This is a genomic window from Sulfitobacter sp. PS-8MA, from assembly GCF_040933935.1.
GTDB lineage: Bacteria > Pseudomonadota > Alphaproteobacteria > Rhodobacterales > Rhodobacteraceae > Sulfitobacter.
Window position 1 is genome coordinate 632722 of record NZ_JBFQYJ010000006.1, and the last position, 25989, is coordinate 658710.

Annotated in this window: 27 protein-coding genes and 1 tRNA gene; 15 read left to right on the forward strand and 13 right to left on the reverse strand. The window is 59.5% G+C overall.

What is annotated here, in order from left to right; translation table 11 throughout:
* Positions 1-34 precede the first annotated feature (34 nt).
* The 4 genes from AB4M76_RS06990 to istB all read left to right on the forward strand — a co-directional run bounded on the left by AB4M76_RS06990 (position 35) and on the right by istB (position 3421).
* Positions 35-511: an Lrp/AsnC family transcriptional regulator gene (locus AB4M76_RS06990; protein WP_368441074.1), complete on the forward strand. Its 477-nt coding sequence runs from the start codon at positions 35-37 to the stop codon at positions 509-511.
* Between the two features lie 73 nt (positions 512-584).
* A tRNA-Leu gene (locus AB4M76_RS06995) sits at positions 585-671 on the forward strand.
* A gap of 522 nt (positions 672-1193) precedes the next feature.
* Positions 1194-2693 carry an IS21 family transposase gene (gene istA / locus AB4M76_RS07000; protein ID WP_368440290.1) on the forward strand — a complete coding sequence of 500 codons (1500 nt, stop codon included), beginning with the start codon at positions 1194-1196 and terminating at the stop codon, positions 2691-2693.
* Complete coding sequence (gene istB, locus AB4M76_RS07005; RefSeq protein ID WP_108485421.1) at positions 2690-3421, forward strand: IS21-like element helper ATPase IstB; 732 nt, start codon at positions 2690-2692, stop codon at positions 3419-3421. Before istA ends, istB begins: the two co-directional genes overlap by 4 nt.
* 110 nt (positions 3422-3531) lie before the next feature.
* Here the strand turns inward: istB and AB4M76_RS07010 are convergent, their stop codons facing one another.
* The 6 genes from AB4M76_RS07010 to AB4M76_RS07035 form a co-directional block, all read right to left on the reverse strand.
* Positions 3532-4140, reverse strand: a complete 609-nt coding sequence (locus AB4M76_RS07010) for a zinc ribbon domain-containing protein (protein ID WP_368441075.1) — start codon at positions 4138-4140, stop codon at positions 3532-3534.
* Positions 4028-4693, reverse strand: coding sequence for a recombinase family protein (locus AB4M76_RS07015; protein WP_368441076.1), 666 nt, complete (start codon positions 4691-4693; stop codon positions 4028-4030). The genes AB4M76_RS07010 and AB4M76_RS07015 overlap by 113 nt, the downstream gene beginning before the upstream one ends.
* 73 nt (positions 4694-4766) lie before the next feature.
* Positions 4767-5051: a hypothetical protein gene (locus AB4M76_RS07020; protein WP_368441077.1), complete on the reverse strand. Its 285-nt coding sequence runs from the start codon at positions 5049-5051 to the stop codon at positions 4767-4769.
* A gap of 452 nt (positions 5052-5503) precedes the next feature.
* Entirely contained in the window at positions 5504-7462 is a 1959-nt protein-coding gene (locus AB4M76_RS07025; RefSeq protein WP_368441078.1) for a DEAD/DEAH box helicase, read from the reverse strand.
* Between the two features lie 163 nt (positions 7463-7625).
* The gene (locus AB4M76_RS07030; protein WP_368441079.1) at positions 7626-8423 is read right to left on the reverse strand and encodes a DUF1837 domain-containing protein; all 798 of its coding nucleotides are present in this window, start codon (positions 8421-8423) and stop codon (positions 7626-7628) included.
* 311 nt (positions 8424-8734) lie between these two features.
* Positions 8735-10276, reverse strand: coding sequence for an MHYT domain-containing protein (locus AB4M76_RS07035; protein ID WP_368441080.1), 1542 nt, complete (start codon positions 10274-10276; stop codon positions 8735-8737).
* A 354-nt stretch (positions 10277-10630) separates the two neighbouring features.
* On the opposite strand from AB4M76_RS07035, the gene AB4M76_RS07040 reads away from it, so the two are divergent.
* Positions 10631-11215 carry a PAS domain-containing protein gene (locus tag AB4M76_RS07040; RefSeq protein ID WP_368441082.1) on the forward strand — a complete coding sequence of 195 codons (585 nt, stop codon included), beginning with the start codon at positions 10631-10633 and terminating at the stop codon, positions 11213-11215.
* A 117-nt stretch (positions 11216-11332) separates the two neighbouring features.
* On the opposite strand, the gene metG is transcribed toward AB4M76_RS07040, so the two are convergent.
* A complete protein-coding gene (gene metG / locus AB4M76_RS07045) occupies positions 11333-13045 on the reverse strand; it encodes a methionine--tRNA ligase (RefSeq protein WP_368441083.1) in 1713 nt (570 codons plus the stop codon).
* Positions 13046-13117: 72 nt separating this feature from the next.
* Entirely contained in the window at positions 13118-14341 is a 1224-nt protein-coding gene (locus AB4M76_RS07050) for an MFS transporter (RefSeq protein WP_368441084.1), read from the reverse strand.
* 156 nt (positions 14342-14497) lie between these two features.
* Between AB4M76_RS07050 and AB4M76_RS07055 the strand changes: the two genes are divergently transcribed.
* Genes AB4M76_RS07055 through AB4M76_RS07065 form a run of 3 tightly spaced genes read left to right on the forward strand, consistent with a single transcriptional unit; the run spans position 14498 to position 17049 of the window.
* Positions 14498-15541 carry an aldo/keto reductase gene (locus tag AB4M76_RS07055; RefSeq protein WP_368441085.1) on the forward strand — a complete coding sequence of 348 codons (1044 nt, stop codon included), beginning with the start codon at positions 14498-14500 and terminating at the stop codon, positions 15539-15541.
* On the forward strand, positions 15541-16080 hold the full coding sequence (locus AB4M76_RS07060; RefSeq protein ID WP_368441086.1) for a lipocalin family protein: 540 nt from the start codon (positions 15541-15543) through the stop codon (positions 16078-16080). The genes AB4M76_RS07055 and AB4M76_RS07060 overlap by 1 nt, the downstream gene beginning before the upstream one ends.
* A gap of 48 nt (positions 16081-16128) precedes the next feature.
* Positions 16129-17049 carry an EamA family transporter gene (locus tag AB4M76_RS07065; RefSeq protein ID WP_368441087.1) on the forward strand — a complete coding sequence of 307 codons (921 nt, stop codon included), beginning with the start codon at positions 16129-16131 and terminating at the stop codon, positions 17047-17049.
* On the opposite strand, the gene AB4M76_RS07070 is transcribed toward AB4M76_RS07065, so the two are convergent.
* Positions 17046-17741: a DNA mismatch repair protein MutT gene (locus tag AB4M76_RS07070; RefSeq protein WP_368441088.1), complete on the reverse strand. Its 696-nt coding sequence runs from the start codon at positions 17739-17741 to the stop codon at positions 17046-17048. The genes AB4M76_RS07065 and AB4M76_RS07070 overlap by 4 nt on opposite strands.
* Before the next feature lie 41 nt (positions 17742-17782).
* Positions 17783-18199 (reverse strand): DUF983 domain-containing protein, encoded by a 417-nt coding sequence (locus tag AB4M76_RS07075; protein ID WP_368441089.1) that lies wholly within the window; start codon positions 18197-18199, stop codon positions 17783-17785.
* A 213-nt stretch (positions 18200-18412) separates the two neighbouring features.
* Here AB4M76_RS07075 and AB4M76_RS07080 point away from each other — a divergent pair, with 213 nt between their 5' ends.
* From AB4M76_RS07080 to AB4M76_RS07100, 5 genes are all read left to right on the forward strand, one after another.
* Entirely contained in the window at positions 18413-18988 is a 576-nt protein-coding gene (locus tag AB4M76_RS07080) for an EF-hand domain-containing protein (RefSeq protein ID WP_368441090.1), read from the forward strand.
* Positions 18989-19056: 68 nt separating this feature from the next.
* On the forward strand, positions 19057-19656 hold the full coding sequence (locus AB4M76_RS07085; protein ID WP_368441091.1) for an RNA polymerase sigma factor: 600 nt from the start codon (positions 19057-19059) through the stop codon (positions 19654-19656).
* Positions 19643-19996, forward strand: a complete 354-nt coding sequence (locus tag AB4M76_RS07090; protein WP_368441092.1) for a hypothetical protein — start codon at positions 19643-19645, stop codon at positions 19994-19996. Before AB4M76_RS07085 ends, AB4M76_RS07090 begins: the two co-directional genes overlap by 14 nt.
* Before the next feature lies 1 nt (position 19997).
* Positions 19998-20507: a periplasmic heavy metal sensor gene (locus AB4M76_RS07095; protein ID WP_368441094.1), complete on the forward strand. Its 510-nt coding sequence runs from the start codon at positions 19998-20000 to the stop codon at positions 20505-20507.
* A 100-nt stretch (positions 20508-20607) separates the two neighbouring features.
* On the forward strand, positions 20608-21102 hold the full coding sequence (locus AB4M76_RS07100) for a hypothetical protein (protein ID WP_368441095.1): 495 nt from the start codon (positions 20608-20610) through the stop codon (positions 21100-21102).
* Positions 21103-21114: 12 nt separating this feature from the next.
* Here the strand turns inward: AB4M76_RS07100 and AB4M76_RS07105 are convergent, their stop codons facing one another.
* From AB4M76_RS07105 to AB4M76_RS07115, 3 genes are read right to left on the reverse strand one after another with little or no spacing between them, the layout of a single operon-like run.
* Positions 21115-21663 carry a TadE/TadG family type IV pilus assembly protein gene (locus AB4M76_RS07105; RefSeq protein ID WP_368441096.1) on the reverse strand — a complete coding sequence of 183 codons (549 nt, stop codon included), beginning with the start codon at positions 21661-21663 and terminating at the stop codon, positions 21115-21117.
* On the reverse strand, positions 21663-22202 hold the full coding sequence (locus tag AB4M76_RS07110) for a TadE/TadG family type IV pilus assembly protein (protein WP_368441097.1): 540 nt from the start codon (positions 22200-22202) through the stop codon (positions 21663-21665). The genes AB4M76_RS07105 and AB4M76_RS07110 overlap by 1 nt, the downstream gene beginning before the upstream one ends.
* Positions 22199-23629, reverse strand: coding sequence for a TadE/TadG family type IV pilus assembly protein (locus AB4M76_RS07115; protein ID WP_368441098.1), 1431 nt, complete (start codon positions 23627-23629; stop codon positions 22199-22201). The genes AB4M76_RS07110 and AB4M76_RS07115 overlap by 4 nt, the downstream gene beginning before the upstream one ends.
* A gap of 356 nt (positions 23630-23985) precedes the next feature.
* On the opposite strand from AB4M76_RS07115, the gene AB4M76_RS07120 reads away from it, so the two are divergent.
* Both AB4M76_RS07120 and AB4M76_RS07125 read left to right on the forward strand, forming a co-directional pair.
* Positions 23986-25416: a Glu/Leu/Phe/Val dehydrogenase gene (locus tag AB4M76_RS07120; RefSeq protein ID WP_368441099.1), complete on the forward strand. Its 1431-nt coding sequence runs from the start codon at positions 23986-23988 to the stop codon at positions 25414-25416.
* Positions 25417-25609: 193 nt separating this feature from the next.
* Complete coding sequence (locus AB4M76_RS07125) at positions 25610-25918, forward strand: hypothetical protein (RefSeq protein WP_368441100.1); 309 nt, start codon at positions 25610-25612, stop codon at positions 25916-25918.
* The last annotated feature ends 71 nt before the right edge of the window (positions 25919-25989 follow it).

The window sequence follows — 25989 nt, forward strand, 5'->3', positions numbered from 1 at the left end:
GTGAAGTCAATTGTACCGGAGTTTGCAGGAAAACATGTCGAATGACCTTTTGGAGCTGGACCGTTTTGACCGCGCGATTCTGTCCGTCTTGGCCGAGGACGGGCGCATCAGCATCACCGACCTTGCCCGGCGCATCGGCCTGTCGAAATCGCCCACGCAAGCCCGGCTGCGGCGGCTTGAAGAGGGCGGCGTGATCCTGGGCTACCGCGCCCTGCTGGACCCGATCCGTCTGGGGCTGGACCATGTCGCCTTTGTCGAAGTGCGGTTGAACGACACGCGCGAGGCTGCACTGCGGGCCTTTAACCGCGCGGTCGCCAAAGTGCCTGAGATCGAACAGGCCCATATGATCGCCAGCCATTTCGACTATCTGCTCAAGGTGCGCACCCGCAATATGTCCGAGTATCGCCGCTTTCTGGGGGAGACGATCTCCTCCCTGCCGCATGTGGCCAGCACCTCGACCTATGTGGCGATGGAGGCGGTGAAAGAGACCATGCTGGCCGAGACCACCTGAGCACCCGGCCGGGGAAATCCCCCGGCGATCGCCCATTTACACCGCCCGCGTGATGGGTATTGTGCGCCACACTGCGGGCGTGATGGAATGGTAGACATACCAGACTTAAAATCTGTTGGGGCGTAGCCCCGTGTGGGTTCGAGTCCCACCGCCCGCACCATTTTTAAATCCGTACTCTTCAAGTACCTTAAGGCCTTGAAGGGTAAGGTGGTTTCTCCGGTTCGAACGCCTTCATTTCTGTCGAATTCCAATGGGTGGCAAAATACAAGACGCAGGACCATTCTCTTGAGAGTGTAGCTTGATTTTTCCCATATGTGGTAAGGGCTTGAGAGAAAACGCATGGCGAGTTCGAACATTTCGTCAAATGAGCGTGCAGGAAAGGTCATTCGCTCTACTTCGGCCTCGATCTTGGCCTTTTCTGACTGCAGATCGCTAACCTTGGCTTCGTAAGCTTCCGCTACGATCTCATTCTGAGTTCGAGCGGACCGATTCAGCAGGTTCGAACTCTCCGTATCGATCTGTGTCATACGCTTCCGTAGTCTGGTAATTTCCTTTTTTGCCCAAGTTGTGAATCGGCGTGCGAAATTGACCCACTTGGGTGGGTTATGAGCGTGCAAAATTGACCCACCTGCCACGTTAGCATCCGCGCTGAATAGCGCGGAGGAATGAGCAGGTGATATTGATGGAAAGTGTATCGAAGATCCGTCGTTGGATATTGGTTGAGGGTCGCAGCATCCGATCTGTGGCGCGGGCAACCGGTTTGTCGCGGAACACGGTGAAGAAGTATCTGAAGGACGACAGTCCACCGAGCTATCAACGGCAAGCGCCACCGACCCGGCATAAGCTGTGCGATGGATTTGACGCGCGGCTGCAAGAGCTTTTCGAGCAGGATCACAAGCGCCCGCGCCGGGAGCGGCGGACGGCCACGAAGCTTTACGAACAGCTCGTCTCGGAAGGGTATACTGGGTCCTATTCTCCGGTTCAGCGATTTATCCGAGACCTCAAACGTGCCGATGCTGGATCGGGAGAGGCGTTTATCCCCCTGCATTTTGCTGCCGGTGATGCGCTCCAGTTTGACTGGAGCGAAGAGCGCGTTATTCTCGGTGGTGTCGAGCAGAAGGTAAAGGTTGCTCACTTCCGCCTGTGCCATAGTCGCAAACCTCTTATCGTAGCCTATCCCGGCGAGAGCCAAGAGATGGTGTTGGATGCTTTTGTACGGGCGCTGTCCTTCTACGGCGGGGTTCCGCGACGGGTGATCATCGACAATCCCAAAACGATGGTGACCTATGTCTCCCGCTCGAAGGACCGGGTGTTCCATCCGCGGTTCTTGGCGTTGATGAACCATTATGTGATGGAGCCGGTTGCCTGCACCCCCGCGTCGGGTTGGGAGAAAGGTCAGGTGGAGAACCAGGTCCATTTTTTACGAGGCCGATTGTTTGTTCCCATGCCAGCTTTTGATGATCTGGATGGGCTGAACAACTGGTTGCGTCTGCGCTGCGAGGAATTGGCAAGCCGCGCCCATCCTGATCAATCGTCCCGCACGATTGCGGAGGTTTTTGAAGATGAGCGCGCCGAGCTGCGCCCCCTGGGGCGGGCTTTTGATGGTTATGTGGAAAAGACGGTGCGGGTCCGTTCCACCTGCCTGGTTCAATATGCCAGCAATCGCTATAGCGTGCCTTCCCGGTTTGCAGGCCAGCATGTCTCCTTGCGCGCCTATGCGAGCCGGATCGTGCTGGTGTCAGGCCAGGACGTTATTGCCGAGCACAAGCGTCGCTTCACCCGCAACGTCAGCTACTTTGAGCCTTGGCATTATGTTCCTCTACTGGATCGCAAGCCCGGCGCTCTGCGCGACGGCGCCCCTTTTGTGGACTGGCAACTGCCTGAGGCCATGCATCGGATCAGGGAGCATTACATGGCTGGCAAAGGCGGGGACCGGGAGTTCGTCGATCTGCTTCTGCTGGCCCAGGACCACGGAATCGAGGTGGTGGAGACGGCCTGCGAACTGGCAGTTGAACAAAACACGTTGCGCCTTCCTGCCATCACCAATTTGATCAACCAGTTGGTGGAGCCAATCATCACGCCGTTGAATGAGGGTAATGTCTATCCGCAGCTGACCGTGCGGCCCGAGGCCGACTGCAAGCGCTATGAGGCGCTCTGCTCGGCCGAGGAGGCTGCCGCATGAACGCTCTCATCGACCAACTCACCGCCTTGAGGCTGCATGGAATGGCAGCTTGCGCCCATGATTTGCTGTCCGCGCGCAAGCCACCAAGTCTGACCACAGCGATAAAGCAACTGATCGACGCGGAAACTGTAGAGCGGCGAGTGCGTTCCATCCAGTATCAAATGCGCATCGCGAAGTTCCCCCATCATAAGGACTTCGCCACCTTCGATTACGGCGCGGCCGCGGTGAGTAAGGCCCAGATCGAACCCTTCTGCTCGGGTCAGTTCACCGAAGAGGCGCACAACCTCATCCTGGTCGGCGGAACCGGGACAGGCAAAACTCACATCGCCATCGCGCTTGGAACCACATTGATTAACAACGGCAAGAAGGTCCGCTTCTTCAACGCGGTCGATCTGATCAATGCCCTGATCAAGGAACAGGCCGACGGCAATGCCGGGAAGATCATCCGGCAGCTGTCTGCCCTGGATTGCGTCATCATCGACGAGTTAGGCTACATCCCGTTCCCGAAATCCGGCGGCGCGTTGCTGTTCCACCTGATCAGCAAGCTCTACGAGAAAACCAGCGTCATCATCACCACCAACTTGGAGTTCGGGGAATGGGTCGCTGTCTTCGGTGATGCCAAGATGACAACTGCGCTCTTGGATCGCGTCACGCACCACTGTGCCATCATCGAAACGGGCAACACGTCATATCGCTTCGCTCAGAGCAAAAGTCGCAGAGAAAAATAGCCACGTCGCAAGCAAAGCCCCCAGACGGACTCGCTATATGAGGGCGGTCCGCCTGGGGGCTTTGTCACCCAATAGGCGGGTCAAAATTAAACGCTGAAACCGGGTCACTTTTAAACGCTCATTGACACCCAAGTACCTCTTCGATCCCACGCATCCCGAAACATTTTGTCTGCAACCGCGAATGTTGCTTCGTCTGGTTCGAGTGACCGCAGCAGCGCTTCGAACTGCTTCTCAACTTTATCACGCTGAACCGACTTGCCCTTTTCTGAGCAGGATCGGTACTGACACAGGTAGTATGGATACCGCCGCCCAGTTCCGCTTCGTGACCAACAAGAAGTGATCTTGCGACCACATTTGGAGCAAACAAGAAAGCCCCGTAGCGGGAACTCCGTATCGATGTCTTGTCGTGCCGGTGCGACCGCCGAGGACTGCAGGCGATCTTGGATAATAAGGTATGTGTCATAAGAAATAAGTGGCTCGTGAACTGCTTTAGTCAGTGGGATATCTCGCTCTGGCCGTTCCAAGTATCCTGCGTACAAAAGGTTGGTCAAAAATTGTTTTACGCGATCAAATCTGACCTCGGTTCCTCTATAATCCTTTGGAAACTCAGGCCTTGCGTCCAAGAAGCGCTTCACCTCGGACTGAGACTGAAAGCGCCCCGTCGCAAAGCCTTCCAAAGCCTTCCAAAGCCTCTGCGAGGATTGATGCAACCGGTTCATGCCGAACCAGAACCTTGCCCTCTGGACTGCGCCTGTTCTCGTACTGGTAGCCAACGGGAGCCGCGAAAGTCCAGTATCCCGAAGAGAGGCGCGCGATGACGCGTTGACGCGACCGTTCCTTGTTCTTTCCGACCTCCAGTTCACCCAAAAGAACCCGGAGCTTTATTTCGAAGCTAGAGTGCGCATCTTCAGATAGTGTAAAATTTGGACTCTCAAGTCGTGCGTCTACTGCTTGAAGTTTCTTATAGAGATCGCCGTACACGGACACGTCTCGTGCAAACCGGTCGACATCATCTACAATAACCCTTAGGTTTTTGGATCGGTGCTTTCGTAGATACTGGACGAGCGCTTTTGTCCCAGCCCGTTCTCCTAACGTACCGGAGATAACGTCGCTGAATACTTCAACAACTTCATACCCCTTTTCTGCTGCATATCTTCTGCAGCTCTTTTCTTGACTAGAAAGGCCGGCACCTTCACCAACCTGTTTCCTCGAAGAAACGCGGACATAGATGACGCATTTCTGGGGCGAACTTGGAAGATTCTCTTTATCCATAATACCTCCGGGCAGCTTGTTTGCAGCGAGCTATGCTCGCTGCATGAACCATTTGAATGTGAACAGACAACGCCTAAGCGGCATCCTTGAAGTACTCATCCACCGTCCGAAAGATCGCATCATCCAAGTCGTCGGGTACGCTCGAATGCTGCGTAGGATGAATGCCGTATCCGAGGTCGACGAATCCCACGAGAATGGTCCAGAGTACCTTGACGAACTCCTCGCGCTGAGCCGGAGTCAGGCCGAACCTCTCAAGGTCCGGTTCATAAACCCTGAAGTCGGGGCGACCATCATCGTGATTAAGGTTTGTCGGCCGAATGAACGGGACCACGTTGCTAGTGGCGATAGGGTTGGACATGTTCGAACTCTCCTTACTTGTTTTCTGGGTTTGCACTCGAGGGAAACTCGAGGCGTGACAACAAGCTAGAACGACTTTCAAGTCCTTGAAAAGGATAGTCTAAATGACACTATTCAATGGAAAATCGCACATGAACCTATTCGGAAAATCGCACATTTTGAGAGTGCAAGATCAACGGCCGCAGCCGAGTCATGATTGGGTACTTGGGAAACCGCACATCCTGCAACCTACAAAATCATACATCAACGGTACAATTTGAAGGGCGTGTTAGTTTAACTGACATCCAAAATGAGCGAATCAGCTACTGCGAATAGTCTTCGTGTTGTTGTCGCGCACTGCAATTCAGTTCCAAATGTGCAGCGCATATTGACCTGTTCCCGCAATTGGTGTCGGAATATCACTTATCAAACCGTTTGCGACCAAACGCTACCACTTCATCAAATGTTGAAGCATTACATGCGATACTGAAGTGACTCCGTTGCACGTTTGATCAGACGCCTGTCTATTTCTGAAAAAGCCAACAATTCTTTTTCTGGCAGGTCGGCAATTCTTTCGAGCGCTTCTGTATAGTGGTTGGGGTGTCCAAGCATTGGAAGCAAACGCTCCGAAAGAGGTACGGGTATTCCCACCTCATCAATCTCCTTCATCCAACGGGGACGAAACCACGACTCTAGCTCTACTACAAAAAAGGCGTAATCTGCGTCGATGCTCGGATCGATTTCTCGGAGGAGTTGGTTTATAGCAGCGACCGCAGTAGCGTGATTGAACTCACATGCGCCAAGAAATTCGAATGAGCGTTCAATGCCTTCTTGTATCTCATCTTTCGAAAAACACTCTTGGAACCAAGTTAGAAAATCCGCGAGCGTGGGCTTTTTCAATAGCATATCCCACGCCCAAGCCATTTGCTTCACAGACAGTCGCGTCGTTTTGTCGTTTTTGGATTGAAGAAGGGGGCGGATAACCTCAGCGAGCATAAGCCTTTGGTTGTAACCCGGGTGACCGGACCATTCGAACCTATGACGCTTAGCTTCCAGGTGCTTTTTCAAATCGTCTTTCGCGCCATTTAGTACTTCCGCACCGAAATGTCCAAATTTTTTAAGTGTTTCTGGTGAAAGATCATATTTTAAAGGAAGGCTTTGTTGTCGCTCTAATCCGACTGGCCCAAGCTCTGACGGCTCATAGTTCATCAAGATATATTCGTCAGTTTGGTCTGGGTCGGAAAGAACTGGAACGTCTACAGTTAACTCGCCTTCTTGCGGCGGCGAATAGTATAGAAATACGTTGCCTACGAAGTGTTGCATCATCCTTCCAACCCTTCCTCTAATATTTGAGAAAGAAAAAAAATCAAAAGGCTTGGTGCTAATTTCTTTGTCGTAGACAAAAACGTTTTCTGCTGACGTATTTACTCCCTCAATTAAGGTCGAAGTGCACAATAAGATAGGCAGAGTCCCTTCATTGAAAAGCTCTACAAAGAGCTGCGCAACCGCACGAGGGATTTTCCCATGATGCATTCCGATGCCAGCTTCGCATGCCTCTGCCAATATCCATTGATCATGGTAGTTCTCGCGCACCCAAGCGCTGAGTTCGTCAGCGAATTCTGACCCAGCCTTGAATTTCTCATTAAGAAGTTCTTGCACCAAACGCCGCATAGCCGGGGGCGACTTAGAATACACCAGAGATTGCTGATCACTTGCCCCGTTCAAATCTGAAAGGAAACACTTGAACTTCTCTTTCTCCGCTGTGCGATCGACTGTGTTGACGGTAACCGTCTGGTAGTTGGATCGTAAGAACACTAAGCGTTCCTTCCACGAGGGCCCAACGTTCAAAAAGGCGATATTTGGTCCTGCGAGGAAGAACTGCGTCGTCATCCGCAGAGCTCGGTAAAGTGCGACGTTCAGGGTCTGGAAGCGATGGTCTTCTCTATGCGGGTCAAGCTTATAAAATTCGTCCACGAAGAGGAAGTCGATACCCTCAAAGTCATCGCGATTGAGAAATCGCTCTTGTGTCAAAACGAAGATCACTTTGTCGTGGTGACGCTTGTCAGATTGTTTTGATATTACTTGGTATTCTTCACCAAACGTTCTCTCTAACCTTCGGCGGGTTTCATCGATTAAAGCTATTGTTGGAACAATGGCGCAAACGCAGTTCGGCTTCTTTTCAGAAATAAAGGCATCTACGATAAGGCTCTTTCCGAAACTGGTGGGTGCGCTGAGCGCAACATTATCGCCTGAAAGGAGATGGGACAGAACTTCCATCTGTTTTGCGTGAAGGTAGACTTTTTTGTTCAGATGAACTGCGAAGGCTTCCATTGCCATTGCTCGCAATGGGTTCAGGCCGTCAGCATAAATATAGGGAAACAGACCGCAAGCTTCGGCGAGATGTTCGATGGCATCATGTGATCCAAACGGCACTTGCCCTTTCTCGCTCGCATCAAGCAGACGGATCGCGATCTCAAGAGCTTCTTTGTCTTCATATCGTTCAGAGCGTACAATACTACTCGCCTTTGAGATCGCCTCGAAGATGTCGTCGCCACAGTTTGCCCTTCTTCAAGATTCCGGAGTGTATCAAGAGAAGTCATGCAAAAGCCTCTAGTTTCTTATCGAAAAACTCCACAAGGTCAGCTTTCAAATGCATCGGCACAAAGATGAGTTGCAGCCGCACCTTAATGTCACTTTTACTATCTGCAACGAGTTGGTGAAGTGCACTGATTTCACCTTCGATTTCTTTCTGAAATTCATCGGTCAAATCTGAGTGTTTTGAGATTGCAGTGCTCTCGTAAGCAATAAGCACAGGGAAAACCGATTGCTTGAGTAATTTGTCACTGGTTGTATTTTGATGCAGCAACTTTTGAAGGCCGTCAGCTTGAGGGATGCCTTCTGGTATATGTCCGTAGAGCATCGCCTTCTCGGTATCCAGAAATGCAGGAAGCAGATGTTCGCGCACGGATGCCAAGGCGTCTCGGATCGCGCGTCTAGGATCAGTGTAAAATTTCGACTCTCCAAGCCAAAGTTCAATATCGCCTTTGTTGTAAACGACATGAACGGCATCAAAACCTTTGACAGTGTCATTATGGCTAGTTTTCAATATCAGCTTGCACAGAACGGGAAGTGTGCCGAACTCCTGAACACAGGCAATGTGGAGAAGTATTTCCCCAATCTCTCCTCGGCTTTCAGTCTTTTTCGTTCTGTAGACATGAGCTGCCGCAAGTTCGACGCGCTCGTGCCAGTTGGCAGCATCAAGCGTGTCTTTTCGCGTTTGATCCAAGGCAACTTGAGGCAACCAAGAGAAGATGTGTCCAGCAAGCTTTTTTGCGCGCCATTTGTTCCCTTCGTACCCGGCGCACAGACCAATGGAGCTTTCTTCAGCTATCAATGAGGTGCACCGCACTTCCAAAAATCTATCCGGAGTACCAGTGAAATTCTATCCAATTTTTTTAATGAAAAACTCCCGCATAGGTTCAGTATGACTATATTGTGTTCGCTTCGCAATATCGTGTCTTAATACAGGTACTTTGACACAGGATAGCGAAGCGAAGGACTCCTTCCAAACCTCAAAGACCTTACACGGTTAACTTTTTTATCATCCACGGTGGCGCTGTAGGGCCTCCTCCCATGCAGACATAACGGCAAACAGGAAGTTCGAGGTTTCTCCTTTTAGGTGCACCATCTGTTCCCTGATCCGCTTTAGGCCGCTGCTGGCAAAGCGGGGGCCTGCGTCTCTGCGACGGGGCTGGGGAACAGGACGGTAAACCTTGTCCCCTGTCCAAGCGTGCTGTCGACGGTGATGTCACCGCCATGCCCAAGCGCCAGTTTCTTGCAGATCGCAAGGCCAAGCCCGGTGCCGCCTTCGGCGCGGTCTTCGGCGTCTTCGATCTGTGTGAAAGCGTCAAAGATACGCGCAAGGTTCTGCGGCGCGATGCCGGCGCCATTGTCCTCGACCTCAAAGCAGAAACCGCCCGGGGCGGGGCGCCCGCGCAGGTGAATCTCGGTCGCTTTGGAAAATTTCAGCGCGTTGCCCAGAAGGTTGATCAGAATTTGCAGGCTGCGGCCCCGGTCGGCGGTCAGGGTGAGATCGGCAGACTGCACATGCAGCACGGTGCCTTTTTCCCGGGCCATCCCCTGAAACTGATCCGCCACCTCTTCCAACAGCGACCGGGCAGAGAAGGGGGTCTTGTTTAGCGCGAGATTGTTCAATTCCATGCTGGTATAGTCGAGGATGTCATTGATAATGGTCAATAAATGCCCGCTGGCCGATTTGATCCGCTGGCCGTAGAGTTCGGCCTGATCGCCGATACTGTCGAAATGCGCGGCGGTGATCATCTCATCCGGGCCGATCTTGGACGCGGTGTGGTTCTTCAGTTTCGACATGAAGGCGGCATAGCCGATGACGATGGTCAGGGGCGTGCGCAGCTCATGGCTCAACACGCTCATAAACTCCGATTTCGCGCGGCTCGCGCTTTCGGCCGCATCGCGGGCCTTGCGCAGTTCTTCGATGCTCTCATTACGGGTTCGGGTCTCGACAAAATGGCTAAAAAGCGCGGCCAATACGATGATCAAGGCGGTGCCGGCGACGGTCAGGGCGATCAGCGTATATTCCGCCGGGTTGTCATAATGCCCATGTACCGCCAGCGGGGTGACCTGAAAGGCGGCCATGCCGGTGAAATGCAGGGCCAAAATGGCTGCAGTCAACATGCCCGTCATCTTGAGCACATTGAACCGTCCTCCCCGACAGGCGAAATAAAGTGCGGCGACGGAGAGTGTCGTGGCAAAGACCACCGACAGGCCGAGATAGACCATATCCCAGGTGATGATCCCCTGCACCCGGTAGGCGACCATGCCGGTGTAATGCATGGCAGAGATGGCCAGGCCAAAGATCACGCCGCCGAGCACCATGCGCGCCCCTCCGCCGCTGGTGCCGGCCACGACGATGCCCAGGGTTGATCCCAGGATCGCGATGATCAGCGAGGCGAAGGTGAGCGACAGATGAAAGCTCGCCGGGGCGTCGAGTTGATAGGCGAGGATCGCGATGAAATGGGTGCACCAGATCGTCACCCCCGCCGTCATGGCGGTCAAGAAATACCATGACATAGCCTGCGCCCGCGGGCGGTCTAGCGCATGGCGGTAAAGCCGGGAGACCACCCAACTGCCAAAGGCGCAAAGCAGACCGGCGAGCAGGACAAGCCCCAGATCGTGATCCGAATGAATGGTATGAGCGATCTGGAGCATGAAGTAATCTGATGATGTTAATAAAGAATGACCTTTTGCGCGGGGAATGTGGCCAAAATTTGGCGTTTAATTGAAACAAAAGCGCAGGTTTTTGTCGGTGGCGGTTGCAGGGGCGAATGGGGGCTGGCCAATGCCTGTTAATCGGGCGGTAAGACCTGTTGCGCTAAGCCTTGCCGACCGCCCCTGCCGGGGGGCGGGAAAGGTTGAGGGATCGTCATGACGCAGACAGAGGGGGAGATTGGGCGGATCAACCCGCGGCGGGGGCTGTTCAGACCGCGCTGGCTGCCCGTGGCGGGCCGAGGCGGATCGCGGCGGGCAGGGATGGCGCGCGCAACGCGCATAGAGACGGGTAGGATGAGATGGACCCGATGGCGCAATCTTTTGATGCGTTTGGAAACACCCTGTCAGACGCCGTCGCTGCTGGCCCGTAGCGGGGGCCGGGGGCTGCGCATTAAGATCAGCCAGGCCGGCGATGCAGGCGGTCATGGTATTGGGGCCGACCGGAGGGTAGATGAGCGCAACGCGGGGCTGTGCAACGGGGGCGCTCAAATCCGCGTTGAATTTGTCGCGGAAGGTCGGGTCCGCGAAGCGAATGAGATGGCCTGTGGTGTGACCAATGGTCTGGGCGATTGCCTGATTGGGCAGGAGATCGGCCAGCTTTTCGGAGCCAATCTGATCGACCAGCGGCCCATCGCTGCCGTGCTGCGCACTCTCCAAGATGGGGCGTCGGTGCAGGGGCGGTTTGAAATGCATCCAAATGAGGCGGGCGCACGGATTATCGAAGGCAGCTTTACCCCGGTGATAGGGCCGGAGGGTGCTGTTCGAGGCATCCTGTTTCTCGGGGCAGAAGTGACCGACATGGACGCAGGCTCTGATGCCCGGACCGGTGATCGCGCCTGTCATAGGCGGCACGGTCTTGGCCTCTTCAGGGGAGGCTGAGGGGCGGGCGTTTGAGGCGGTTTTCACCAACAAAAGCGCCGGACCGCCCGCGTCAAGTCGAATGAAACGGGCGGTCGGGGCCGCGACCCCACAGCGCAGACCGCCCGCATCAAGCGCCTAGTCGCGCTTGCCCGCGAACCGTTCGGACCATGTTTCCCGGTCGTCATCGCTGATCTTGGCAAAAAGCACCTCGGGGACTTCAAAGCCATGACCAGCCGGGAGCTTGCCCAGAGCCGCAGGCACGTCGTCCGGCCAAGGCATGTCAGAAACCTTCATCGCGTCAAGCATGGAGGCTGCCGCGGTGGGGATGAACGGGGCCGAAAGCACCGCGTAGAGCGGGATCAGGTTCAGAGCCAACCGCACCTGGGCCGCGGCCTTGTCGGGGTCGGTCTTGAAGGTGGTCCAAGGGGCCTGCGCTTGCAGATATTCGTTGCCCGCCGCCCAGATGCCACGCAATTCGGCGGCGGATTTGCGCACTTCCATCGCGTCCATCAGGGTCTCATAACGGGCCACGCGGGCGGTGATGTCGGCGATCAGCGCCTCTTCGGCCGCGCCATAGTCTCCGGCTTCCGGCACCGCTTCGCCGAATTTGGAGCGGCAGAATTTGGTGATCCGGCTGATGAAATTGCCCAGCACATCGGCCAGATCCTTGTTCACCGAGGCTTGGAAGTTTTCCCAGGTGAATTCCGCATCCGAGGTCTCTGGCGCATGGCTCAGAAGCCACCAGCGCCAATAGTCCGCGGGCAGGATTTCCAGCGCCTGATCCATGAACACGCCGCGCCCGCGCGAGGTGGAGAATTGCCCGCCGTCATAGGTCAAGTAGTTGAAAGACTTGATGTAATCCACCAGCTTCCAGGGCTCGCCCGAACCCTTGATCGTGGCCGGAAAGCTCAGCGTGTGGAAGGGCACGTTGTCCTTGCCCATGAACTGGGTATAGCGCACGTCCTCGGCGCCCTTGTCCATGCGCCACCAGCTTTCCCAATCGCTGCCTTTGCCCGCGTCGACCCATTCCTGCGCGCAGGCGATATATTCGATCGGCGCGTCGAACCAGACGTAGAAAACCTTGCCCTCCATGCCCGGCCAGTCCTGATCGCCGCGTTTCACCGGCACGCCCCAGCTCAGGTCGCGGGTGATGCCGCGGTCTTGCAGCCCGTCGCCGTCATGCAGCCATTTCTTGGCGATGGAGGTGGTCAGCACCGGCCAGTCGGTCTTGCTGTCGATCCAAGCGTCCAACTCGTCCTTGAGCTGGCTTTGCTTGAGAAAGAGATGCTTGGTCTCGCGCATTTCCAGATCGGTCGCGCCGGAGATGGTCGAGCGCGGGTTGATCAGGTCTTCGGGGTCGAGCTGCTTGGTGCAATTGTCGCATTGATCGCCGCGTGCATCCTCGAAACCGCAATTGGGGCAGGTGCCTTCGACATAGCGATCCGGCAGAAAGCGCCCGTCGGTGGGGGAGTAGATCTGGCGTTGCGAGACCTCTTCGATCAGCCCCTGATCCGCCAGCGCGCCGGCGAAATGCTGGGTCAGCTTGTGGTTTTGCGGGCTGGAGGAGCGGCCAAAGTGGTCGAAGCTGAGGCCGAAGCCCTCGGCGATGCGGGCCTGCACGGCATACATCTCGGCGCAATATTCCGCGACCGGCTTGCCCGCCTTGGCCGCGGCCAGTTCGGCAGGGGTGCCATGCTCGTCGGTGGCGCAGAGGAACAGCACCTCCTGCCCGCGACCGCGCAGATAGCGCGCGTAGAGGTCGGCGGGCAGCTGGCTGCCCACGAGATTGCCCAGATGTTTGATCCCGTTGATATAGGGGATGGCGGAGGTGATGAGGTGGCGTGTCATATCTATATTCCCGGTGCTTGGCGCAGCCATATCGCAAGGGCTGGGCCGTTGCCAGCAAAAGACGGGGTGCGCCTATTTGCGGTCCCGCGCCCGGCCCAGCAGCCGCCCGATCAGGAATGTCGTGCGCGGGGCATAGACATAGGGTGTCCGCTCGGTCCGGGTCGGGCGGGCGCGCATCCGGGCAAGGCCAAAGATCACCAGCACCCCATGCGCCACGGCGACCATCGAAAACAGCGCCGCCGCGCCAAAGGCTTCGATCAGCACCGAGGCCAGATAGGGCGCGCCGATGGCGCCCAGGGCAAAGAAGAACATGAGCGCCGCCGAAAGCTCGACACGCTCATCGGAATTGGCAAAGTCATGCGCATGTGCGGCAGAGACGGAGTAGATCGGAAAGGTCGTGGCCCCAAAGAGCCCCGCCGAGAGCATGATCCCCGCCGTGCCATAGCCTGCCGCCATGACCGTGACGGCACAGCCGCCCATCGCCGCGACGGAAAGCCAGATCAACACCGAGCGGCGGTCGAATTTATCGGCCAGCATCCCCACCGGATATTGCGCCAAGGCGCCGCCCAGCACGAAGGCGGCGAGAAACCAGGCGATCTGCGGAGCGGTGAGCCCGACCTCTTCGCCATAGATCGGGCCGACCATGCGGAAAGACGCGCTGGAGACCGCCGCCACCACGACGCCTGCGGCGGCAAGGGGCGAGCGGTCAAAGGCCAGACGCGGGCGCAGGCGCGGCTGGCTTGGGGTTTCGGGCGGGCGGACTTTGGTGAGGGTCAGCGGCAGCAGTGCCGCGCAGCAGCCGATGGCGAGCAGGTTGTAGGAGACATAAGACGCCGGGGCCAGCACGCCGACGATCAACTGCGCGGCGAGCGAGCCGCTCATGTCGACCACCCGGTAGACCCCCATCGTGCGCCCACGGGTTGCATTGGTGACCTTGGCCTGCATCCAGGCCTCGATCACCGTATAGCAGCCCGCGACACACATCCCCGAAGCCACGCGCATCAGCGCCCAGGCATAGGGGTCAACCACCATCATATGCGCCATCAGCCCGATGGCCCCCGCCGCGGTGAAAGCGGCAAAGGCGCGGCTGTGGCCGACGCTGCCCATCAGCCGCGGCGCCCACCAGCAGCCGATGAAGAAGCCGAGGAAATGCGCCGAGCCGAGCATCCCGATCTCTTGCCGCGAGAAGTCGAGTTGCAGGCCCGAGAGCACGTCGAGCGGCCCCACACCTCCGGTAGAGAGTTGCAGCAGGATGACCGAGAAAAATAAAGCGGCAAAGGAAATCAGCAGGCGCATGGGCGCACATTGGGCCGATTGGGGGGCGAACGGAAGGGCCAAAGCATGTGATCTGCGCTTTTGCGGGAGGGCGACGCAAAGCGCCAAGTGAAAGACCCTTGCGAAGGCGCGGCAGGCGGCTAGGGTGCGGGCAAATCACAGATAAGGACCCCCGGCATGAAGATGAAGAAACTTGGCAGCAGCGATATCGACGTCTCGCATTTCTGTCTGGGCTCGATGACCTGGGGCAGCCAGAACACGGCCGAAGAGGGCCATGCCCAGATCGACCGCGCGCTGGAGGCGGGGATCAACTTTATCGACACCGCAGAGATGTATCCGGTGAACCCCGTACGCGCCGAGACTGTGGGCCGGACCGAAGAGATCATCGGCCAGTGGTTCGCCCGCGACAACCGCCGCGCCGAGGTGGTGCTGGCCAGCAAACATTCGGGCGAGGGGATGCAGCACGCGCGGAACGGGGCGCCGATCACCTCCAAGACGATCCCCGAGGCGATCGAAGGCTCGCTGAAGCGGTTGCAGACAGATTACATCGATCTTTACCAATTCCACTGGCCCAACCGGGGCAGCTATATGTTCCGCAAGAACTGGCACTACGACCCCTCCGGTCAGAACCGGGCCGAGACCATGGCCCATATGGAGGATGCGCTGGGCGCGCTGCAGCGCGAGGTTGAGCGCGGCACGATCCGGGCCTTTGGCCTGAGCAATGAAAGCGCTTGGGGGCTGACCCAATGGGCCGCGGTGGCCGAGCGCGTGGGCGGGCCGCGTCCGGTCTCGGTGCAGAACGAATATTCGCTGCTGTGCCGTCTGGCCGATACCGATGTGGCCGAGACCTGCGTGAATGAGCAGATCGACATGCTGGCCTTTTCGCCGCTGGCCACGGGGCTGCTGACCGGCAAATATCAGGGCGGCGCGGTGCCGCAGGGTTCGCGCCTGTCGATCAACGAAGACCTTGGCGGCCGCGCGACCCCGCGTGCGTTTGAAGCGGTGGCGGCCTATCTTGAGGTGGCCGAGAAACATGGGCTGAACCCCGCACAGATGGCGCTGGCTTGGTGCGACACACGGCCTTTCATGGGGTCGGTGATCTTTGGGGCGACGAGCCTTGAGCAGTTGGAGATTGCTTTGGGCGGGGCGGATCTGACGTTGAGCGATGAGGTCATGGCCGACCTCGATCGGGTGCATAAAGCCCAGCCGATGCCCTTTTGATGGGCCGACCCTGGTCCCAAAGGGCGCGTCAGACGCTTGCCCTGGTCCTGCTCGGCACGCTGGCGGCCTGCAACACCGCGCCGCCGCAGGAGGGGTTTCGCGATCCGGCGGCGCTGATCGGGGCGACCAGCCGATATGATGCCGCGCGGTTTGCGGGGGACTGGCAGGTCCGCGCGGCCTTTCCGGGCGATGGCGATCTTCAGGCGGTGCGTTTCGCGCGGCAGGGGCCGAGCTTTGTCGAACATCGGCAATCTTGCGATGCCACGGGTCTTTGTGCCCCTCGGCGCGTTCTATGGGAGGCGAGCGAGCAGGGGCCGGGGCGCTATAAGCTGCGGGCCAGGCAGGGCGGGGCTGAAAAGGCGCTTTGGGTGCTCTGGGTCGATGAGGGGTTTCGGACCGCCGTGATCGGCGCGCCGGACGGGCGCTATGGCTGGATTCTGGACCGCGAGGCAAGCGGCGGCGCGGACCGTATCGCGGCGGCGCAGCAGATTTTGGACTTCAACGGTTATGACATAGGCGCGCTGCAAATCCGGCGCTGAGGGGCTAAGGCACTGGCAAAGCTGCCGGACTTCGGCCTATAGGCGGGTATGACCAGTCTTTTCGCGCCCGATCTGTGGATCCTCGTCACCCTTGCCGCCGCCGTGTTTCAAACCGGGCGTTTCATGCTGCAAAAGCATCTGGCGACCGATCGGCTGTCGGCAGGTGGGGCGACCTTTGCGCGGTTTCTCTATTCCGCGCCTTTCGTGGCCCTGCTGCTGCCAATCTACCTGAGCCTCAGCGGGCAGGCGCTGCCGCCGCTGACGCCGGGCTTTTGGCTCTATGGGCTGCTGGGCGGCACCGCGCAGATCATGGCGACGGTCTGTGTGGTGCTCTTGTTCAAACAGCGCAATTTCGCGGTGGGCATCACGTTCAAGAAAACCGAGGTGATCCAGACCGTGCTGATGGGCTGGATCGTGTTGGGCGAAGGGGTCACGGCCCTGGGCTTTGCCGCCATCGCCCTTGGGGTGCTGGGGCTGTTGCTCCTCTCGGGCGGGGCCGAGGCCAAGGGGCTGCGCTTGGCCGACCTGCGCAACCGCGCGGCGGGGCTGGGCATTGCCTCGGGGTTTCTCTTTGCAATCTCGGCGGTCTGCTACCGGGGCGCGTCGCTCGCCGTGGTCTCGGATGATCCGCTCCTGCGCGCCGGGGTGACACTGGCGGCGGTGGTGCTGATGCAGACGCTGATCATGGCGGTCTGGCTGCGCCTGCGCGAACCGGGGCAGATGCGCCGGGTCTGGGCGGCGCGGCGGGTGGCGGTCTGGATTGGGCTCACGTCCATGGGCGGATCGCTCTGCTGGTTCATCGCATTCACCCTGCAAAACGCGGCCTATGTGAAGGCTCTGGGGCAGGTGGAGCTGATTCTGAGCGTCGCCGCCGCTACCCTGTTTTTCCGCGAGCGGATCTCGCGCCGCGAATGGGTTGGCATGACGGTGCTGGCCGCGTCGATCGTGATGCTGGTCCTGGTGACCTAGCGCGGCATCGGGCGGCCATGCAGGCGCAGAAACAGGCTCTCTTCGTCGTTGTTCTTGAAAAACGGCACCGAGGCGGGCGGGTTGGTATCGCGTGCGCGGGCGGCGACTTCGGCCAGCACAACCTCGGTGATGAAAGGCATGTCGAAAGACCGCGCCCGGCTCAGCGGCACCCATTGCAGATGCGACAGCTCATCACAGGCGGCGCTGAAATCATCCGGATCGCTGGCAAGGTCATCGGCATCCACTAGAAAGAACCGCGCGTCGAAACGCCGCGGGCGGCCGGGGGGCGTCAGGGCGCGAAAGACGAACTGCAGCGCCGAGGCGTCGGGCAGATGGCCGGTGGCGGCGAAGGTCTGCCAATCGGGCGGCACCGCGCCTTCCCATCTGCCTTTGCGGCCCAGCACCAGCCCGGTTTCCTCCCACAGTTCGCGCACGGCGGCGACGGCAATGGCATGGGCCAGCGCCGGGTCGGCATCGTCGCAAAGCCTGCCGTTGCACAGGTCATTGACCGGGGCGGCCAGCGGCACCTCAGCATCCCCGGCATCGACCGCCCCGCCGGGAAAGACGAATTTATTGGGCATGAAGGCCGCCTTGGCCCCGCGTTGCCCCATCAGGATATGCGGCGTGACATGGCGGTCGCGCAGCACGATCACCGTGGCGGCGTTGCGGACTTTGGTCTTGTCGATGGTCATCGGGCGATGCTCCGGCGGTCAGGGGCCGAAGGGCAGGCCGGTCAGCTGGCGCGTCCGAAGCCGCCCATCTTCTTGGCCCATTGAAAGCCGATCAGGGCTCCCTTCAATCTGGGCAGAAGGTAGAGGGACAGCGCCGTGCAGCCAACCGCAAAAATCGTGAACAGCGTCAAAGGCTCAGGCCGCCAGACGACAAAGGCGATGTGCAGGGCCGGGGCCAGCAGATGGCCGACAAAGAGAATGGTCAGATAGGCGGGCCCGTCATCGGCGCGGTGGTGGTGGAATTCCTGCCGGCAGACCGCGCAGTCGTCATTGACCTTGAGATAGCCGTAAAGCAGCTGTCCGCCGCCGCAGGAGGGGCATTTGCCCCGCCAGCCGCGCAGCATCGCCGGCAGGCGCGGGCGGTCGTCTATGGCGGCGGTATCCGCGCTGTCGGGGGTGGCTTGCTGCAGTTGAGACATGGGGGGCATCCTCTGGTTGGCTCTTAAATGGCGCGGGTGCTGCGAAAAGAAAACCCCTGTGGCGCCCCTTGCGGCGCCATGTCGCGCAGGGGCGGCTGCCGCCTTCCAAGAAATTTGCAATTTATGCGACGGAAGTTTGCGCGCCCCGCGTTTGACCTTGTGATCGCGGCGCCAAGGCGTGAAACGATCGTCAAGAAAATGTGGAGTATCACGATGACCATCCGTACCAATATGAAGATCGCCGCTTTGTCAGGCCTGCTGGCCTTTGGGGCCGTAGCGGCCACGGCGCAGCCCGGCGATGGCAAGGGGCTTTTCCAGCGCCTCGACGCCGACAGCAACGGTGAGATCACCCAAGCCGAGATGCAGGCCCATGCCGAGGCGCGTTTTGCCAAGGTTGACGCCGATGGCGATGGGTTTGTCACCGGCGAAGAGCTTAAGGCCGCCGGCGATACGCGCCGGGCAGAGCGGGCCGCGAAGATGCTGGAGCGCTTTGACGCGGACGGCAATGGCAGCCTTGATGCGTCGGAGTTGGAAGCCATGGGCGGCAAGCACCACGGCAAAGCCGGCAAAAAGGCCCGCATGGGCGGCGCGAAGATGATCGAGCGGATGGATGCCAATGAGGATGGCAAGCTCTCGCTGGAAGAAATGACCGCCCGCCATGACCCGGCCAAGATGGTCGAGCGTCTGGACAAGGACGGCAACGGCAGCCTCAGCGCCGAAGAGTTCAAGCAAGCCCGTCATCATGGCATGCGGCACGGCAAGGCCCATGACAAACCGGCGCAGGATTGATCCTGAATCGGAATGCGTGAAGTCCGGGCGCGCTTGACGTGGCGCGCCCGGGCCTTAGCCATAGCGGGATGCAGAATTTGTCCGACGACCAGCGCGATGCGGATGCCGAGCTATTGCAGCGCTACGCCAACGGGGATGCCACCGCCGCGCGGTTGTTGACCGCCCGTTTGGCGCCGCGGCTGCACGGCCATGCGCTGCGGGTCTTGGGCGACCGGGCCGAGGCCGAGGATGTGGCGCAAGAGGCGATGCTGCGGCTCTGGCGTCAGGCCCCCGACTGGCGCAGGGGCGAGGCCAAAGTGTCGACCTGGCTCTACCGGGTGGTGGCGAACCTCTGCACCGACCGTCTGCGGCGGCGCAATGCGGGCGCGGTGCCGGGCGGGTTGGAGGCGGTGGCCGAGCCTGCCGATCCAGCACCCGGGGCGGCAGAGAGGATACAGCAGGCGGCACGGGCGGATGCCTTGCAGCGCGCTTTGGCACGCTTGCCCGACCGGCAGCGCCAGGCGGTGGTGCTGCGCCATATCGAGGGGCTTGGTAACCCCGAGATTGCAGAGATACTAGAGGTCGGGATCGAGGCGGTGGAGAGCCTAACGGCACGGGGCAAGAGGGCATTGGCAGCGCAGCTATCGGCGCAGCGGGAGGCATTGGGGTTCGAAGATGACGGATTTTGACACAGACGGGTTGGAAGATTTCTTTGCCGCGGCGCGGGCCACACCGCCAGCGCTGCCGGCGGGCTTGCAGGCGCGTATCCTTGCGGATGCCGCGGCGCATATGCCCGCCGCGCCGCGCCCGTGGCACCGGGCGCTGTGGCAGCTGCTGGGCGGGGCCGCCGGGGTCGGCGGTTTGGCGATGGCGGCGGCGGTTGGCGTCTGGCTCGGGGTCGCGCCGCCAGCAAATCTGCCGGATCTTGCGGGGCAGATCGTGTCGGGGCAGATCAGCATGGCCGAGAGCAGCGAGTATGAGACCGGGGCGCTGATCGGCGTCTATGGTTGGGATATGGAGGGAAGTTAAGGTGACATCCAGCAAGACCCCGCGCAACAGGCGCCTTCTGCGGTGGGCGCTTGGCCTGTCACTGGCGCTGAACCTGCTGGTGCTCAGCGCCATCGGCGGCGCGCTTTGGCGTCATAGAGGAATGGGGCCGGGGCGGGACCATCTGCCCGGCCTGCGCAGCTATGCCACGCCCTATGTGCAGGCCCTGCCGCAAGAACGCCGCCGCGCCTTGCACCGCGACATGCACGCCGGGCAGCAAGCCCCGCATCTGAACCGGCAGGCCCGGCGCGCGCATTACGCGCAGATGTTGGCGGCCTTGCGGGCGGAGCCTTTTGATCCGGCAGCGGCGCAGGCGGTGCTGACCCGCCAAAGCGACGCGGTTGCCAGCGTGCAGACCGCCGCCCATGCGGCCTGGCTGGCGCAGGTGGGGGCGATGTCCACGGCGGAGCGCAGCGCCTATGCGGATGCATTGGAAACGCAGCTGAAGGATAGGGCGTGGGGCCGGGGCAGACGCCCGCATGAGAGCCCCTGATCCGCAGGACGCTTGCCCTTGCAAGAGTGTCAGGCTAGGGCAGGGCCATCAATGACGGCAGCGCGCTCGCGCCGTCCTGCCCGCGATGAGGACGCCGCCGATGCAAGACCAGACAGTGATAGCAGGCGACGTGCTCGCCCGGGCGAAACCCTCGACCGGGCGCCGTGTGGTCGCGCTGATCTCCTTGGTGGGGCTGGGGGCGGTCCTGCTGCATGCGGCGCTGACACAGCCGGTCGATGCAGGCTGGCGCGTCGCACTGATCCTGCTCGGTCTGGCCTTTATCGCGCTGGCCGAACTCATGCGCCGCTCGACCGGCAGTTCAATCGAGCTGACCCCCGAGCTGCTGCGCGATGCGGATGGCACGGTGATCCTGCGGCTGGAGGAGATCGAGCGCATTGAGATGGGCTATTTCGCGATGAAACCCTCGAATGGCTTCTTGCTCAAAAGCCGCGTCCGCCAGCCACGCGGCTGGCGTTTGGGCCTGTGGTGGCGTCTGGGCCGCCGGGTTGGCGTGGGGGGCATGACGCCCGGACGCGAGACAAAATATATCGCGGAGATGATTTCGGCCCGGTTGGCCGAGCGTCAGGCCCGTTAAATTTGAGGCCCGTTAACTGTCAGACCAGACCGTACGCGGGGCATAGCGCGGGCGGGTGAAGGCGAAATTGTGAATCTCGCGCTGTTCCAGCCCGGTCTTGAACAGCGGATCAAAGTCGCGCCAAGTCTCCACCAGCGTCACCCGCTCCTTATTCGGCATGACCGGCAATTTGTTGTGCCAGTTCCGGACCTTACGGCTTGTCAGCGGCGGCACCCAGCCACGCACCTGTGACCAGTCAACATGATAGCGATTGTTTGGTTCATCATACCAGAGCGAGGTCACGCGCAGCGCCGTCTTGCCCTGGCCGCGGGTCATATACTCAAACAACCCCTGCATGCCGCGCAGGTAGTCGGGGTCAATCGCCTGCGTCTCGCGCGAGATGGCGTCGCCGATGGTATAGGTCGCGTTTTGGTTGAGGTTATACATCCGGTAGGCGTCAAAGATCGAATACATCGACAGATAGGCAAAGAAGATCACCGGCATGATGATCACGGTTTCCAGCGTGATGCTGCCCGCTTCGCGGCGCGAGAATTTTGACAGGGCGGTGATAAGATGGCGCATCAGTTCGGCTCCTGTACAAAGGCTGCGGTAGAGATCATCGCGACGCGGCCGGCCCCGTCTTTGTCCAGCGCATAGCCCAGCCCGGTGGTGGGAAAGAGCGGCTCGAAACCGACGCAGGCGCGCAGCATCATCATCTCATGCTCGACCCCGAGGGACCAACCGCGCACCGGTTTGGGGTCTTCGGAGGTATCCACGCAATCGGCGGCCTGATCGAAGGCGGCAAAGTTGCGCGGGTTGATGCGGATCATCTCAAGCCGCAGGGTGCTGTCGCAGTTCTGGATAAAACCCGAGCTTTCGCAGATCATGTCCTTGATCTGGGCATGGGTCATCGGCGTATTGGTGTTGAGCCGGATGAAGCGCACCGTCATGTCCAGACCGCGGTCCAGAAACATATGGCGCATCGCATAGACGCTCATCTCGACGGACATGATCAGCGCGGCGAACAACAGCGGCACCAGGATGACGAATTCGATCAGCATGGTCGAGCCGTCCTCATCGCCGCGAAAGCGGCGCCAGGCTTTGACAGCGGCATGTATCATTGGGTCAGCCTCAACTGATTGATCTGGCGGGCGATGGCTTCGAAAGCATCCACGATCTCGGCCCCTTCGACCCGAAAGAAATGGCTGTCGGAAGAGGCACAGTCTTTCATCACCGAGGCGCCATGGTCGTTGACCTCAAAACCGATGGACCAGATCACGATCCCCTTGGCTTTGGCGGCGTCACAGATGTTTTCCAGCAGATTGTCGGCCTGGGTGGGCGTGTATTTGGTCCAGTAGTATTTATGCCGCTCTTCCCAGCGAACGTTTTCGTTAAGCCAATAGTACAGCGGGAAGTCGCTCCAATGGCGGCGGTAGTCCTTTTGAGAATAGGCCTCGGCAACAAGGCGACGGGTTCTCACATTGATGCCATCCGTCATCAAGATGACGGTCTTGAGCGTGTCGATATCGCGGTAGGGAGCAGGCCGGCCCTGAAAGGCGGGATCGACGCCAGCGGTTTCGTTGATCTCCTGGAAAGACGGGTCGAGCAGCGCCACGCCCCATTTCAGCCCCAGATGGATCGACGTGTTCGCACGGGGACGGAACTTTGCGATGCGATTCTTCAGCGCGGTGGCATTCTGCGAGAACGGGTAGACCGTTTCATATTTGCGCTTTGGGCAGCCGGGGTTGTCGATATTGTTGTAACGATCCTGGTTGGCAAATTCTTTGCCATTCCAGCTATAGCCCGCTTCGAAATGCTGCATATGCTCATATTTGCGGGTGGTGCTGATCGCGGTCTCTTTAAACTCGCTGTCATCAAAATCGACGCAGAAAGAAAAATTGTGCAGCCGGTCCACGTTGAGTTTCCTCATGATCTTCTTTCCCACGTTGACCTGCGCGGTATAGGGGACCACGGAAACCGAAATCAGGTCTTCGTTCTCGGGCTTGAGCACCGTATCGATGAACACCGCACTGGCGTTGTGTAGATTGTTGATCTTGTTGTTCTCACGCATGGAGCCGGAAATATCGAGCACCATGGAGATTTCGACTTTGTTGATCTTTTCCTCGGCGGTGGATTTCGCGGGCACGTAGAGTTTATCCGTGCCGAAGTTGTCCATGAACAGGGTGTTGAGATTGCGCGAGGCATCGACCGTGACCCGGCGGTAGTTAAGCCCTTCGTCCACCACGACAGAGGAAACATATTCCGACATGCCCGCCTTGTTGAAATAGTCGCGCGCCACCTCTTCGGGGTCGAGCGTCTGATCCAGATCGGCGGCAGCCAGCACCGCGCGGTCGGCCACGGCCTGCACCCTTGAGCGTTCGCGCTCATGGCGCATCAGGTCGACCCCGACACCGCCAAGCAGCACCATGATAAGAACCAGAAAGACGGCGAAGATCGTGATAGAGCCGTCTTCTTTGTGAGCAAAGCGGTACAAGAAGCCCGGCAGGGCGGTCTGGAGCTTTGCCTCTGAGCGATGTGCATCTGTCATTTTCGTTGACCTTTCTGGCCCGGCCCGCGGATCGGGCCAAAGCGGCTGTGGCGGATGTCGCCTTGGGACATTTGTCACCACAGAAAGTGTCCAGAATTGGGCGCGGGCGGGGCGATTCCGGGAGTGGGGTGGGCCATGTCACCGGGGGGGCGGTGAGATCTGGTTGGAAGGGGCGCGCAGGGGGCTATCGCACCGGGGCACATGGAAAGGGGAAGGTCAGGGAATCTTTGGCCAATTAACGAATAAATAGGTCGCACCTTTCATAGAGGCAGCCTAGGGTGCCGCGGCATGCCGCAGGCAGCAGGTGAGTCGTGCCAGAAAAGCGCAATGCGACTCGAGAGAAGGAGGAAAGACTGATGAATCCAGCCAATGAACCGAGTTTCCGCGATAGTGTGGACCTGATGTTCAACCGCGCGGTGGCGCTGATGGATTTGCCACCTGGCCTCGAAGAGAAAATCCGGGTCTGCAACGCGACCTATACGGTGCGTTTTGGCGTGCGCCTGCGGGGGCGTATCCATACGTTCACCGGCTACCGCTCGGTCCATTCGGAACATATGGAGCCTGTGAAGGGCGGTATTCGCTATTCCATGGCGGTGAACCAGAACGAGGTTGAGGCGCTGGCGGCGCTGATGACCTATAAATGCGCGCTGGTCGAAGCGCCCTTTGGCGGCTCAAAGGGCGGGCTTTGTATCGACCCGCGCGACTATGACGAGCATGAGCTGGAACTGATCACCCGGCGCTTTGCCTATGAGCTGATCAAACGCGACATGATCAACCCCGCGCAGAACGTGCCCGCGCCCGACATGGGCACCAGCGAGCGCGAGATGGCCTGGATCGCGGATCAGTACAAACGCATGAACACCACCGACATCAATGGCGTCGCCTGTGTGACGGGCAAGCCGATCAATGCCGGGGGCATTCAGGGCCGGACCGAGGCCACGGGCCGCGGTGTGCAATATGCGCTGCATGCGTTCTTCCGCGATGAACTGGGGCTGGCAAAGGCCGGTCTGAGCGGTGCGCTCGCAGGCAAGCGGATCATCATTCAGGGGCTCGGCAATGTGGGCTATCACGCCGCCAAGTTCCTGAGCGAAGAGGACGGCTGCAAGATCACCACGATCATCGAACGCGACGGTGCCCTGCACAGCGCTGAGGGGCTGAATGTCGAATCCGTGCACAAGTGGATCGAGAAACACGGCACCATCAAAGGCTATGCCGATGCGACCTTCGAGGCCGATGGCGCCAAAATGCTGGAAGCAGAATGTGACATTCTGATCCCGGCAGCCTTGGAAGGGGTCATCAACCTGAGCAATGCCGATCGCGTTCAGGCGCCGCTGATCATCGAGGCCGCGAATGGCCCGGTGACCGCCGGTGCGGATGAGGTGCTGCGCAAGAAGGGCACCGTGATCGTGCCTGACATGTATGCCAACGCGGGCGGTGTGACGGTGTCCTACTTTGAGTGGGTCAAGAACCTCAGCCATATCCGTTTTGGCCGCATGCAGCGCCGGGCCGAAGAAGCACGCCACCAGCTGGTGGTGGACGAGCTTGAGCGGCTCTCTGCGGACAAGGGTCTGGGCTGGACGCTGAGCCCGAACTTCAAAGAGAAGTACCTGCGCGGCGCCGGGGAGCTGGAACTGGTGCGGTCGGGGCTCGATGACACGATGAGCACGGCCTATGAGGCGATGGCCCATGTCTGGCACAGCCGCAATGATGTCGATGACCTGCGCACCGCGGCCTATCTGGTCTCGATCGGGAAGGTGGCGGAAAGCTACCGCGCCAAGGGGCTGTAAAAGATCAGACGGGGGGGCAGGCGCCCCCCGTTTTGCATTTGAGGCCGGGTGCCGCCTTCGCGGTGCTCACCATCGCTGGAACCTCGCCAGCGTGCCGGATGAATCGCCCCGCACTCTGGAAGCGCTGGCAACACAGCACTAGGTTGCCCGGCAGGGGCCCGAATCCCCGTTTGACAAACAACGGAGCAATCACATGAACAAGATCACTTTCGCCGCTCTGGCCGCGATGAGCATGGCGGTCTCGGGCCCGGCGCTGGCGGCCTCGAAGAAAGAGGTGAGCTGCACCCATCAGGCCGCCGTGGTGGCCGCCGTGCAACAGGCGCGGCTGGACCGGGTGAAGGAGCGGCAAGTGCCCGCCGCGGTCGAGGCCAATGCGACATGGCCCGAGGATTACAACACCGCGATCCCGCTGGTGACGCCTTGGGTGTACCAGATGAAAATGCGCGACGTGAAAAAGAACGATCTCGCCGCCGCCTGGAAGGAAATGTGCCTCGCACAGTGAGAGCGCAAGACGTTGGGCCGGGCTGCCGCCGCGCCCGGCTCAGCGCGCGTTTTGACGCTGGCCCGGCGCGG

Bases quoted from the DNA above. Each gene is read 5' to 3' on its own strand.
- AB4M76_RS06990 (WP_368441074.1), top strand. From the start codon at position 35: ATGTCGAATGACCTTTTGGAGCTGGACCGTTTTGACCGCGCGATTCTG.
- istA (WP_368440290.1), top strand. From the start codon at position 1,194: ATGGAAAGTGTATCGAAGATCCGTCGTTGGATATTGGTTGAGGGTCGC.
- istB (WP_108485421.1), top strand. From the start codon at position 2,690: ATGAACGCTCTCATCGACCAACTCACCGCCTTGAGGCTGCATGGAATG.
- AB4M76_RS07010 (WP_368441075.1), bottom strand. From the start codon at position 4,140: ATGAACCGGTTGCATCAATCCTCGCAGAGGCTTTGGAAGGCTTTGGAA.
- AB4M76_RS07015 (WP_368441076.1), bottom strand. From the start codon at position 4,693: ATGGATAAAGAGAATCTTCCAAGTTCGCCCCAGAAATGCGTCATCTAT.
- AB4M76_RS07020 (WP_368441077.1), bottom strand. From the start codon at position 5,051: ATGTCCAACCCTATCGCCACTAGCAACGTGGTCCCGTTCATTCGGCCG.
- AB4M76_RS07035 (WP_368441080.1), bottom strand. From the start codon at position 10,276: ATGCTCCAGATCGCTCATACCATTCATTCGGATCACGATCTGGGGCTT.
- AB4M76_RS07040 (WP_368441082.1), top strand. From the start codon at position 10,631: ATGAGATGGACCCGATGGCGCAATCTTTTGATGCGTTTGGAAACACCC.
- metG (WP_368441083.1), bottom strand. From the start codon at position 13,045: ATGACACGCCACCTCATCACCTCCGCCATCCCCTATATCAACGGGATC.
- AB4M76_RS07050 (WP_368441084.1), bottom strand. From the start codon at position 14,341: ATGCGCCTGCTGATTTCCTTTGCCGCTTTATTTTTCTCGGTCATCCTG.
- AB4M76_RS07055 (WP_368441085.1), top strand. From the start codon at position 14,498: ATGAAGATGAAGAAACTTGGCAGCAGCGATATCGACGTCTCGCATTTC.
- AB4M76_RS07060 (WP_368441086.1), top strand. From the start codon at position 15,541: ATGGGCCGACCCTGGTCCCAAAGGGCGCGTCAGACGCTTGCCCTGGTC.
- AB4M76_RS07065 (WP_368441087.1), top strand. From the start codon at position 16,129: ATGACCAGTCTTTTCGCGCCCGATCTGTGGATCCTCGTCACCCTTGCC.
- AB4M76_RS07070 (WP_368441088.1), bottom strand. From the start codon at position 17,741: ATGACCATCGACAAGACCAAAGTCCGCAACGCCGCCACGGTGATCGTG.
- AB4M76_RS07075 (WP_368441089.1), bottom strand. From the start codon at position 18,199: ATGTCTCAACTGCAGCAAGCCACCCCCGACAGCGCGGATACCGCCGCC.
- AB4M76_RS07080 (WP_368441090.1), top strand. From the start codon at position 18,413: ATGACCATCCGTACCAATATGAAGATCGCCGCTTTGTCAGGCCTGCTG.
- AB4M76_RS07085 (WP_368441091.1), top strand. From the start codon at position 19,057: ATGCAGAATTTGTCCGACGACCAGCGCGATGCGGATGCCGAGCTATTG.
- AB4M76_RS07090 (WP_368441092.1), top strand. From the start codon at position 19,643: ATGACGGATTTTGACACAGACGGGTTGGAAGATTTCTTTGCCGCGGCG.
- AB4M76_RS07100 (WP_368441095.1), top strand. From the start codon at position 20,608: ATGCAAGACCAGACAGTGATAGCAGGCGACGTGCTCGCCCGGGCGAAA.
- AB4M76_RS07105 (WP_368441096.1), bottom strand. From the start codon at position 21,663: ATGCGCCATCTTATCACCGCCCTGTCAAAATTCTCGCGCCGCGAAGCG.
- AB4M76_RS07110 (WP_368441097.1), bottom strand. From the start codon at position 22,202: ATGATACATGCCGCTGTCAAAGCCTGGCGCCGCTTTCGCGGCGATGAG.
- AB4M76_RS07115 (WP_368441098.1), bottom strand. From the start codon at position 23,629: ATGACAGATGCACATCGCTCAGAGGCAAAGCTCCAGACCGCCCTGCCG.
- AB4M76_RS07120 (WP_368441099.1), top strand. From the start codon at position 23,986: ATGAATCCAGCCAATGAACCGAGTTTCCGCGATAGTGTGGACCTGATG.
- AB4M76_RS07125 (WP_368441100.1), top strand. From the start codon at position 25,610: ATGAACAAGATCACTTTCGCCGCTCTGGCCGCGATGAGCATGGCGGTC.